The sequence below is a fragment of the Roseateles sp. genome (assembly GCF_036486225.1).
GTDB lineage: Bacteria > Pseudomonadota > Gammaproteobacteria > Burkholderiales > Burkholderiaceae_C > Roseateles.
Genome location: NZ_DASVNZ010000214.1, coordinates 1 through 10,909 on the forward strand (window position 1 = coordinate 1; position 10,909 = coordinate 10,909).

Annotated in this window: 8 protein-coding genes and 1 riboswitch; of the genes, 3 read left to right on the top strand and 5 right to left on the bottom strand. The window is 70.4% G+C overall.

The features are described from left to right. The 3 genes from VF536_RS14820 to VF536_RS14830 form a co-directional block, all read right to left on the bottom strand. Positions 1–3,019: hypothetical protein (locus VF536_RS14820; RefSeq protein WP_331615629.1), on the bottom strand; the 3,019-nt coding region annotated here is incomplete at its 3' end. 135 nt (positions 3,020–3,154) lie between these two features. Continuing rightward, positions 3,155–4,027 (bottom strand): pirin family protein, encoded by an 873-nt coding sequence (locus VF536_RS14825; protein WP_331615630.1) that lies wholly within the window; start codon positions 4,025–4,027, stop codon positions 3,155–3,157. A gap of 167 nt (positions 4,028–4,194) precedes the next feature. After that, the gene (locus tag VF536_RS14830) at positions 4,195–4,821 is read right to left on the bottom strand and encodes an FMN-dependent NADH-azoreductase (RefSeq protein WP_331615631.1); all 627 of its coding nucleotides are present in this window, start codon (positions 4,819–4,821) and stop codon (positions 4,195–4,197) included. 151 nt (positions 4,822–4,972) lie between these two features. Between VF536_RS14830 and VF536_RS14835 the strand changes: the two genes are divergently transcribed. Further along, on the top strand, positions 4,973–5,914 hold the full coding sequence (locus VF536_RS14835) for a LysR family transcriptional regulator (RefSeq protein WP_331615633.1): 942 nt from the start codon (positions 4,973–4,975) through the stop codon (positions 5,912–5,914). A gap of 3 nt (positions 5,915–5,917) precedes the next feature. Here VF536_RS14835 and VF536_RS14840 read toward each other — a convergent pair whose 3' ends face one another. Together VF536_RS14840 and VF536_RS14845 are read right to left on the bottom strand one after the other, a co-directional pair. After that, positions 5,918–7,081 (bottom strand): hypothetical protein, encoded by a 1,164-nt coding sequence (locus VF536_RS14840; protein WP_331615634.1) that lies wholly within the window; start codon positions 7,079–7,081, stop codon positions 5,918–5,920. A 114-nt stretch (positions 7,082–7,195) separates the two neighbouring features. Further along, positions 7,196–8,047: a TonB family protein gene (locus tag VF536_RS14845; protein ID WP_331615635.1), complete on the bottom strand. Its 852-nt coding sequence runs from the start codon at positions 8,045–8,047 to the stop codon at positions 7,196–7,198. Positions 8,048–8,293: 246 nt separating this feature from the next. Next, positions 8,294–8,430, top strand: a riboswitch (TPP riboswitch). A gap of 149 nt (positions 8,431–8,579) precedes the next feature. Between VF536_RS14845 and thiC the strand changes: the two genes are divergently transcribed. Together thiC and VF536_RS14855 are read left to right on the top strand one after the other, a co-directional pair. Then, the gene (gene thiC / locus VF536_RS14850; RefSeq protein WP_331615636.1) at positions 8,580–10,484 is read left to right on the top strand and encodes a phosphomethylpyrimidine synthase ThiC; all 1,905 of its coding nucleotides are present in this window, start codon (positions 8,580–8,582) and stop codon (positions 10,482–10,484) included. Positions 10,485–10,489: 5 nt separating this feature from the next. Then, positions 10,490–10,909 (top strand): FAD-dependent oxidoreductase (locus tag VF536_RS14855; protein ID WP_331615637.1); only part of this gene is annotated, 420 nt, incomplete at its 3' end.

The window sequence follows — 10,909 nt, forward strand, 5'->3', positions numbered from 1 at the left end:
CGCGCGGCGCGTCCCCAGTTGGCACCAGGCGCGCCCCGCGGCGGCCCGGCCACCGGGACCGGCCGCGAAGCGCCAGCAGTTGCCGCAGATCGGCGGGCGCCAGACGGCCTTCGCCGCACAGCCGCAACAGGAGCTGGCCGACCAGTCTCACTGCCCAGGCCTGGTCCGCGAGCAGGGCCGCCGCAAGCAACGACGGTTGACGCCGGCCCGGCCCCCACAGCCTCGACAGCTCCGTCGAATTCAGACGCGCATCGCAGGCCGCCTTCGCCATCAGCGTCAGCACGGTGGACAACGAGTGCGGGTCGAGCGCCAACGCGGCGCAATGGAGGATCGGGACGCCGCGCTCGTCCGGCGCCGTCATGAGGGCCAGCATGTCCCGGCGCCCGATCCAGCCATTCGCCACGCCGGTCGCCAACGCCTCCATCCACAGCGCCACCGCGTCCATCCGGCCCGCCATCATGGCGTCGCCGATCGCGGACACCCCTCCCGGCATCCCCAGAAAGGACGGGAACATCGCGCTCCGCCACCCGCGGCGCTGCAACTCGAGCGCATTCGCGAGCAGCCCCCGCACCACGTCGAGCTCGCCGTGCCACATCGCGGCGCCGATCGCGACATGACCGCCGCGACGGCACCAGCGGGCGCGGGCCGGATCCTCCTCCGCGGTGAGCCGCTGGAGGCCCAGCACTGACAACTCGTCATCGAGATGCTCCCGCACGGCACGCGCATGGCCGGCGGCGGCGGCCTGCGACAGCGCATGAGGCTCGTCGGCCTGACCGAGCAGCAGGCGGCTCACCTGGTCGCGCGACAGGAGGCGGTCCTCCCGCGCGGCGCGCAATGCCGCGCGGTAATGGGCGGCAGCCTCGCGGGATCCTTCGCGCATCGCCGCGTGATAGGCGCCCGAGCCGTCCTCGTGCAGGACCTTCAGGGCATCGAAGAGCTCGACATCGTCCAGCGCCCCCTCTCGCGCGATGCGGATCAGCGCCCGCGTCCAAGCGCCGACTGCATCTGCATGGTTGCGCGTCATCGCCAGCCTGAAGCCCTCCCAATGGCCGGGCCCGCTGATGTCCGCGACGCCCATGACCAAGGCCTTGAGGTCCGGCCGCGTGAGCACCCCGCGCGCATGGGCGCCTTCGACGGCGCCCAGGAAGACCTGCAGCGACTCGGCCTCGCCGTGCGCGAGCGCCACGCCGATGGCGCCCAGGCTCTCCTCCGCCCCGCCCGCGAGGATCTCCCGGAAGGGCGGCGACAGCGACAGCGGCGTCGTCCGCGGCCACCCCTCCGGCCGGCGCCCGCGCACCGCCAGTATCGTCGCCACGAGTTCACGCACGAGGTCCCCGCCGCGCGGCTGCGCCATCGCGCAGGCGAGCGCCGACTGTCCGCGATCGTCACGCGCCACCAGCGCCAGCCCGCGCTGCCGCGCGGTCAGCGCCGGCATGGCGATCATCAACAGGTCGAGCCAACGGCGCAGGCGGTCGACGTCCCCGCACCGGGTCGCGTCGGCAAGTCGGCCCACCCCATCACAGGCGATCCATGCCACCGCCGCGCCCGCCTCCTTGCCCGGCAGCAGGCGGGCGAACAGCTCCCCGTGCCCGGCGTCGTCGGCGGCGAGCATCAATCGCGGACAGAGATCCGGATGCAGGGCGGCGATCCGGTGGCGGTCCAGCCAGACACCGCAGCGTTGCTCGCCCATCCGGCGCCACCAATGCCGCACCAGCTCGTCGTCCTCCAGCCAGTGGGGCGCAATCCCGGGCAAGGCGTCCTCGGCGTCGAACAGGATGGGCATGCGCACCAGTCCCTCGCGCGCCGCCACGGTCATGAGCGGGTGGCGCCCCTTGGCCATCAGCCGATCGAATTCCGTCAGGACCCCGACCCGGACCGGCCGGGCCTCGCCCGGATCGAAGCCCTCGTTCTCGCCCCCCTGCACCCACCAGAGTCCGTCCGTCAGGCAGCGCAGCCGGAAGGACGACGCGTCGGGCGCGCGCCAGATCAGACGCGTCTCGATCACACGTTTCGGCAGCGCGCCGGCGTCCATGAGGTTGAGCAGGGTCTGGACGGCCAGCCACGTGGGATGGGACACCAATCCGATGTGCCCGCTGTCGTCGTCCTCGCGGAACAAGGCCCAGCGGTCCACGGGTCCCAGCATGCGCTCGACCGCGACGATCTCCTCGTCGATCGCCGCCTGCTGCGCGGGGGTCGCCGGCCAGATCCGGACGCAGTCGACGCCCACCGCCATCAAGCGCGAGCGCACGGTCTGCAAGGCCTCTTCGGCCAGCGAGCGCGCGATCGCCGCGGGGGTCACGCGTCGCTGCAAGGCGCACCTGGCCCGCGTCAGGATGTCGTGGGGGAGCGCCGTCGCGTCGAAGGAGTCGTCCTGCGGTTGGCTTCGCGCGGACGGCAGATCCAGCCGGCGCTCCAGCGCGACGACGTAATGCACCTCGAAGTTGGCGAGCGTGCGAACGCCTTCGGCCGGATCGCGCCCGATCGTGGCGCGCACGACCTCCAGCAGCGTCTGCCGGATCAGGTCGTCGCGACGCAAGGCGGCCACCCGCGCCACACCGCCCGCGAGACAGTTCAAGCGGTGCGTCGTCTTGTCCAGGATGTCGGCGGAACCGGTCCTGCACAACTCGAGGGCCTCGACAGCCTCGACCAGTTCCCGGCGCAGCAGCACGATGGGCCCACGCGCCTGTGCGACCGCCCTCGCGAGCTCATGCAGCAGCGCAGCGCCCTCGTCGTGGAAGAACTTCCTGCGTTCGTCCGTGTAGCGCGGATCCGTCGGGTCACCGACGCGCGCGGGCAGATCGTCGAGCAGGTCAGCCTCATCCCGGGCGCCCAGCGCCCTCGCGGCCTCCGACAGCGCCGCGCAGGCTGCGGCAAGCGTCGGCCGCCGAGCTGCGCCCGCACGGGCCGGCGGGTTGGACGGCGACGTCGGCGAGACCTCGGTCGAAAAGCCGAAGTGCGGATCGAAGGCGACGTCGAGAGCGCCGACGAACGCGGCCGGAAAGGCGGGGACAGGCTGCATGCGGCACGACGGGAAGACGGAGTCCGCTTTGTCATGCCGCGGACCAGCCCCGGAGATCCCCGGAGTCCGTGCCGCCTCACCGGCGCCTTGCGCGATACACGTGCCCGCCTGACTGCGGCGGGGGACCCGTCATCCTCAGGCGAACTTGCCGGCCTGGAAGTCCCGCACCGCCTGCAGCAGTTCGCCTTCGGTGTTCATGACGAAGGGACCGTACTGCGCGATCGGCTCGCCCAGCGGCTGGCCGGCGATCAGGATCGCCCGCGCGCCCTCGTCCGAGGCCGTCAGCCGCGCGCCGTCGGCGCCGGCCGTGTTGGCGAGGATCGCCATGCGACCGCTGGGCACCAGGCAGCCGGTGTCGAAGCGCAGCGCGCCGCGGTACACGTACAGGAACGCGTTGTGCGTCGCCGGGATCGCCTGCTCGAAGGTCGCGCCGGGCGCCAGATGCACGTCCAGGTAGATCGGCAAGGTCGCGTCGCGCTGCACCGCGCCGGTCACGCCGTGGCTCTCGCCCGCGATCACGCGCACCGTCGCGCCCGGCAGCGTCAGCTCCGGGATCTCGGCGCTGGCGATGTCGCGGTACCAGGGGTCGCGCATCTTGTCGCGGCCGGGCAGGTTCAGCCACAGCTGGAAACCTTCCATGCGGCCTTCCTGCTGCTCGGGCAGCTCGGAATGGATCACGCCGCGGCCGGCGGTCATCCATTGCACGCCGCCGGGACCGAGCAGGCCCTCATGGCCGGCCGAGTCGCGATGGCGCATCTGCCCCTCGAGCATGTAGGTCACGGTCTCGAAGCCGCGATGCGGATGGTCGGGGAAGCCGGCGATGTAGTCCTCGGCCTGGTCCGTGCCGAAGGCGTCCAGCATCAGGAAGGGATCCAGGCGCCGCTGCAGGTCCTGCGTCAGCACCCGCGTCAGCTTGACGCCGGCGCCGTCGCTGGTGGCCCTGCCCTGCACCAGGCGCTCGACCTGGCGGGGCGTCCGAAGAGAGGTGACAGGGGTGGCGGCGGTCATGATGGATTCCTTTGATGATCGATGAACGGATGAATGAAGGGATGTCTGTGCCGGCCGTCAGCGGATGCTGCCGGCCCGGCATGGGGCTTGGGGGTCCAGGAGGGATCCCCCGTGCCCCGTGGAGGGCGCGCGCGGTCGATCCGGCCGGTTGCGCCCGTGGTGGCCGATCAGGCCGGCTGCACTTCGCCGAACAGCGCGGCGATTTCCTCGCGGGCGGTGGCCAGGCCCTTGGCCGCGGCTTCCTCGCCCATGTTCAGGCCTTCGGCCAGCACGAACTTGACGTCCGTCATGCCAAGGAAGCCCAGCGTCAGCTGCAGGTAGGGCACGATGTTGTCGGCCGGCTGGCCGCGGTACACACCGCCGCGCGTGCTGACGACGATGACCTGCTTGCCGGTCACCAGGCCTTCGGGGCCGTTGGCGCCGTACTTGAAGGTGGCGCCGGCGCGGGCGACCGCGTCGATCCAGTTCTTCAGCTGCGAGGTCACGCCGAAGTTGATCATCGGCGCGGTCAGCACGATCACGTCGGCGGCCTGCAGTTCGGCGATCAACTGGTCGTTGAAGGCCACGCGGTCGGCTTGCGCCTGGGTGCGCGTATCGGCCGGGGTGAACAGCGCGCCGAGGGTGGCCTCGTCCATCGCCGGCAGCGGACGCACCGCCAGATCGTGCACGACCGTCTTGGCGCCGGCGTTGCGGGCGACCAGTTGGGCGACGACTTCATTGGCCAGCAGGGTCGAGACCGAGCCTTGGCCCTCATGCAGACGGCGGGCGCTGGAATTGATCTGAAGGATGTTCATGGTGCGTTTCTCCGGGCGTTTCGGCTGGATCAGCCGGGTGTGATGGGATGGAACGAACTCTATTGATCGCTCCTCAGCACCGGAAGACGTCGTACTGGATAAGATTGTTCCATTCAACGAACAATCCCTTCCCCACCCGGAAGCCCGCCCCATGAGCCTCGATGCCGATGACCTGCTGGTCTTTGCCCGCGTGATCGAAAGCGGCAGCTTCAGCCGCGCGGCGGAGCGACTGCAGTTGCCGAAGTCGACGGTGTCGCGGCGGATCGCGGCGCTGGAGGAGCGGCTCGGCGAGAAGCTGCTCCAGCGCAGCACGCGCCGACTGACCTTGACCGAGTTCGGCCAAGGGGTGCTGGAGCACGCGCGGGTGCTCGCGGGCGAGGTCGACGGGGCGCTGGCCCTGGCGCTGCATCGCCAGCAGCGGCCGACGGGGCGGCTGCGGGTGTCGATGCCGGCGGACTTCGCGAATCAGATGCTGACGCCCATGCTGAGCCGCTTCGTCGGCGACTACCCGGAAGTGCAGCTGGAGCTCGATCTGTCGCCGCGGCGCGTGGACCTGATCGCCGAGGGCTTCGACATCGCGGTGCGCATGGGACAGCTGCCGCCGGACAGCCAGTTGGCGGCGAGACGCCTGGCGATGTTCAGCAGCGGCCTGTACGCCTCACCACAATACCTGGAGCGGCACGGCGAACCCCAGTTGCCTGAAGGGCTGCTGAGCATGCACGGCCTGATGATCCTGAGCCGCGCCGGCGAGCCGTTGCCATGGCGGCTGTTCGGCATCGTCGACGGGCAGGCGGACCAGCGCATCGAGTGGGTCGGCGTGCCGGACAGCCGCACGCTGGTCAACGCGCCGGACATGCTGCTCCAGATGGCGCGCGCGGGGTTGGGCATCACCTGGGTCGGCAACCAGTACGCACAGGCCTTCGTCGACCGCGGCGAGCTGCTTCGCGTGCTGCCGGCCTGGTGCGCGGAGCCGTCGACCTGCTGGGCGGTGTTCCCGCAGCGCCGCCTGATGCCGCTGCGCACGCGGCTGTTCCTCGAGGCGATGGCGGCGGCGCTGACACCGTTCGATCAGGCGGCGATGTACGGGATGTAGCCGTCAGACGCCGACGGCCTTGGCGTATGTCGGCGGCGGCCGGACGCGACGCGCGTCGACGACCCCGTTCCCGTGATCGGCTGCAAAGGTGACCGCTTGATAGGCGGCATTGATGGCCTGGGCGCCCAGTTCCGTCGGGACAAACGCGGTGTCGGGTACGACGTCCGACGCCTCCTCGAACCCCAGATGTTCGAGCAGTCCCGCGGTGACAACGTCCTGTGACCACTCGGACCGGACGGACGCGTGTGTCCAATGGCTCAACGTCGACGCTGCCAACGCTCGCCGCCTTTCAGCCTGCTCCGGCGACCGGTGTTCCACCACCGCCGATACCGCGCGTCCGATGGCGGTGACGGCGTTGTCGCGGGGCACGCCGTCATGGAAGGCGACGCTCAGGGCACGCGCGGCGAGTCGGCGCGTCTCGTCGCACGACATGTCCTTCAACAACTGGCACAGCAACCACATCAAGCGTTTCCCTGCGCCGTACATCGCCGCCTGAGCATCGCTCAGCCGAGGGGCAAGATCGGTCCACTTGCTGGCCTGAGCCAGGATGCGGGCCGAGACATCCCGCTCCGGACCTGCCGCGACCTCCAGCTCCTTCGCCAGCCAGATGAACAGCTGGAACAGTTCCGCTCGGCATGCCAGGAAGTCCCCGCTGGCCCGGAACTGCGCCGGTGACAGTGCGACCTTGTAGAACCTGGTCTGCTTGGCCGCTTTCTCGGCCAGCGGCCTGCCATCCTGGTCCGCGATCTGCCGGGACGGATCCCGAGCGGCGCGCAACGCGTTGCCGAGCACGACGACGGCATCGGGCAAGGCGCTGTTGGGCCTGAAGTCCTGGTGCAAGGAACGGAGCACCCGATCCCGAACCGCCGGGGCGCTGCTTCGCTGAAGCAGATCGAGCAGCGTCAGGAGCATCGGGAGGCCTTCGGCGAAGAACCGGTCCTGCGCCCTGGTCTGATCAGGCGTGTCGCCCGTATACCTCGTCGTGAGCTCGTCGATCGCGTCGCGGCACTCATGCCATCGTCGGTCACCCTCGAACAGGTCCTCCAGGGATTGCACGGCGGTCAGTGTCTCCTGGACGGCACGTTCGAAATCAGGCCGTGGGCGACCGCCCGTGTCGATGGCGGGGTCCTGGATCGGAGTCGACGAAGCGGCATGCAACGGATACACAGCGAACACCTTGAATGAGCATGAACAGGGGGCATTGGTACGCTGCCACCCCCATTGCGGTTCATGCCTTCGAACGCTGCTGTGTCCGTCAGTCGACCTGCACGTCGACCTTCATCAATCGACCTGGAACCCGATCTCCACGCTGACCTGGCGCGGCGCCGGGATCGGCCCGAAGCGCCACTGCTTGACCGCGTTGATCGCGGCCGCGCTGAGCTTGCGGTCCGGCGAGCGCAGCGCCTGCGCCGCATCGACCCCGCCGTCCGGACGGACGGTGAACTGCACCAGCACCGATCCGGCACGCTGCTGCGCCAGCAAGGCGCGCGGGTACTCCGGATCGACCTTGTGCAGCAGCTTCAAGGGCACGGGTTCGTCATCGGGTTCCGGTTCCGGTGTCTTGGCGACAGGCGCCGTCGACGGCGCGGCCATGGAGACAACCTGCGGCGAGGGTGCTTCCGACATCGGCTGCGGCACGCCGGTCGGGGGGGCGATGGTCTGCGCGTTCGTCGGCGCGTTCGTCTGCGCGGCCGGCTGGCCGATCGGCGCGGGCGTGGGCGACGCCGTCGCGACGACAGGTGCCGCATCCTGCGCGGCGCTGCGAGCGGCAAGCGCGCGCTCGGCGGCCGGATCGAGTTCCTGCCGACGCGCCACCGGCGCGGGCGCGGCGGCGGCCACCGGCCTGGCGACGGGCTTGGGCGCTTCGGCCTTGGTCTCGTGCGCAGGCTTCTTCTCGCCCTTCTCGGCGTGGAACTTGATCCACTGGAACACCTTGTCGGCGTCGCGCTTGGCGCGGTCGACATCGCTCATCGGCGCCTTCGGATCGGCCGCCGCCGCGGCGGAAGTCGCCGCTTGCGCGGCGGGCACGGCGGGGGTCTGCGCCTGCACGGACATCGCGACCAGGCCCAGGCTCAAGACCTGGCACAGGGCGAGGCCCTGACGTCGGACGCTCGGGAGACTACGGCTGCTCATTACTCCACCCTCTCGATTGCGCTGGTTGCTCTCTTTTGGAGACAACGCCGGTCTTGTCTGCTGCTGTTGCTGTGGTTCTTTCGCGCCCCGGCCTGAGCGCCGCAGTGTAAGAAGTCACCGTGGTGACGCCCCCTCGGTGTTTCCCCGGAATCAGGATGTAACAGTACCTCGGATGTCCCTTGACATCGGGGTTGCGTCGAGGATTTCACGTCCCGCACGGGCCAGGTGTTGCGCGGCCTATACTGCGCGCCTGCTCCGGGGAGCCCTGGGTCGCCGACGCGCTTTGCGCATCGACGACACGGGCTGAGACATGGCGATGAAGCCGTGGACCCGCTGAACTTGATCCGGTTCGTACCGGCGTAAGAAGAGCCCGCCCTTCCAGGCGCACCTCGGCGGATGCGCGTGCCTCCCAGGCCCGCACCGATGCCACGCGGTCCCGCACCGCCCCGTGCGCCCCGTCCAGGAAGGGGTCTGTTCCCAACGTCCGCACGACCCCATCGGTCCAGCCTCCGGCGCTCAACCGGAGACCCCGATGAACGACCTGACCCCGCCCGCCGTCAATCACAGCGCCAGCGACACCGCTCCCGACAGCGCGACCTTCCACGACCGTCTCGCCGCCAGCCGGGCACCGCTGCCCGCCTCGACCAAGACGCACGAGCACGGCGTGCTGCATCCGCAGCTGCGCGTGCCGCTGCGCGAGATCGCGCTGACCAACGGCGAGCGCCTCGCGGTCTACGACACCTCCGGCCCGTACACCGATCCCGCCGTCGCCACCGACGTGCGCCGCGGCCTGCCCGCGACGCGCGCCGCGTGGGTCGAGTCGCGCGGCGACACCGAGCCCTACACCGGCCGGCCGATCCAGCTCTTCGACGACGGCCTGCGCGAGGCCGCGCAGCAGGACGCGCTGCGCGCGCAGAGCATGGCGCTGACGCGCCCGCCGCGTCGCGCCAGGTCCGGCGCCAACGTGACGCAGATGCACTACGCCCGCCGAGGCATCGTGACGGCCGAGATGGAGTACGTCGCGATCCGCGAGAACGGCCGCCGCGCCTGGATGCACGAGTACCTGTCCGATCCCGAGCGCGAGCAGCGCCTGCGCGGCCAGGGCCTGGGCGCGCAGATCCCCGGGATCATCACGCCGGAGTTCGTCCGCGACGAGATCGCCCGCGGCCGCGCCATCATCCCGGCCAACATCAACCACCCGGAAGTCGAGCCGATGGCGATCGGCCGCAACTTCCTGGTCAAGGTCAACGCCAACATCGGCAACTCCGCCGTGAGCTCGGGCATCGAGGAAGAGGTCGAGAAGCTGGTGTGGGCGACGCGCTGGGGCGCGGACACGGTGATGGACCTCTCCACCGGCCGCAACATCCACACGACGCGCGACTGGATCCTGCGCAACAGCCCCGTGCCCATCGGCACCGTGCCGATCTACCAGGCGCTGGAGAAGGTCGGCGGCGTGGCCGAGGACCTGACCTGGGCCCTGTTCCGCGACACGCTGATCGAGCAGGCCGAGCAGGGCGTCGACTACTTCACCATCCACGCCGGCGTGCGACTGCCCTTCGTGCCGATGACGGTCAAGCGCCGCACCGGCATCGTGTCGCGCGGCGGCTCCATCCTGGCGAAGTGGTGCATCGCGCACCACCGCGAGAACTTCCTGTACACGCACTTCGAGGAGATCTGCGAGATCATGAAGGCCTACGACGTGAGCTTCTCGCTGGGCGACGGGCTGCGGCCGGGCTCGCTGGCGGACGCCAACGACGAGGCCCAGTTCGCCGAGCTGCGCACGCTGGGCGAGCTCACGAAGATCGCGTGGAAGCACGACGTGCAGACCATGATCGAAGGCCCCGGGCATGTGCCGATGCACATGATCCAGGCCAACATGACCGAGCAGCTCAAGCACTGCGACGAGGCGCCGTTCTACACGCTGGGCCCGTTGACGACGGACATCGCGCCGGGCTACGACCACATCACCAGCGGCATCGGCGCCGCGATGATCGGCTGGTTCGGCTGCGCGATGCTCTGCTACGTGACGCCCAAGGAACATCTGGGCCTGCCCGACCGGGACGACGTCAAGCAGGGCCTGATGGCCTACAAGATCGCGGCGCACGCCGCGGACATCGCCAAGGGCCATCCGGCGGCGCGGGCGCGCGACGACGCGCTGTCCAAGGCACGTTTCGAGTTCCGCTGGGAGGACCAGTTCAACCTCGGCCTCGATCCGGAGACCGCGCGCGAGTTCCACGACGAGACGCTGCCCAAGGACAGCGCGAAGGTGGCGCACTTCTGCTCGATGTGCGGACCGAAGTTCTGCTCGATGAAGATCACGCAGGACGTGCGGGAGTACAGCGCGCAGCTGGAAGCCGACGCCGCGGGCATGCGGGAGAAGAGCGCCGAGTTCCTGGCCGGCGGCGGCGAGCTCTACATCCCGATCCGCCAGGCCTGAGCGCAATGGCCGCGATCGCCATCGCCGGGGCGGGGCTCGCCGGACGGCTGCTCGCGTGGACGCTCACGCGGGCCGGGCATGCCGTCGAGGTCTTCGACGCGTCGCCCGGCCCCGCGCCCGCATTCGACGCGCAGGGCGCGGCCGCGTTCAGCGCCGCCGGCATGCTCAGTCCGCTCGCCGAGCAGGAACAGGGCGGCGCGGAGATCGCCGCGCTGGGCTGGCGATCGCTCGCGTTGTGGCCGGTGATCGTCGCCGCGCTGTCGCAGCCCGAGTCGGGCCTGAAGCCGGATTCGGTCTCGAGGTCGGATCCAGCGTCCCGGCGGGTGCCGCTGCGCATCGACGGCAGCCTGCTGCTGTCGCACCGCGCGGACCTCGGAGCCGCCCAGCGCGCGCTGATGCGCATGCCGGGCGCGCAAGCGCTCGAT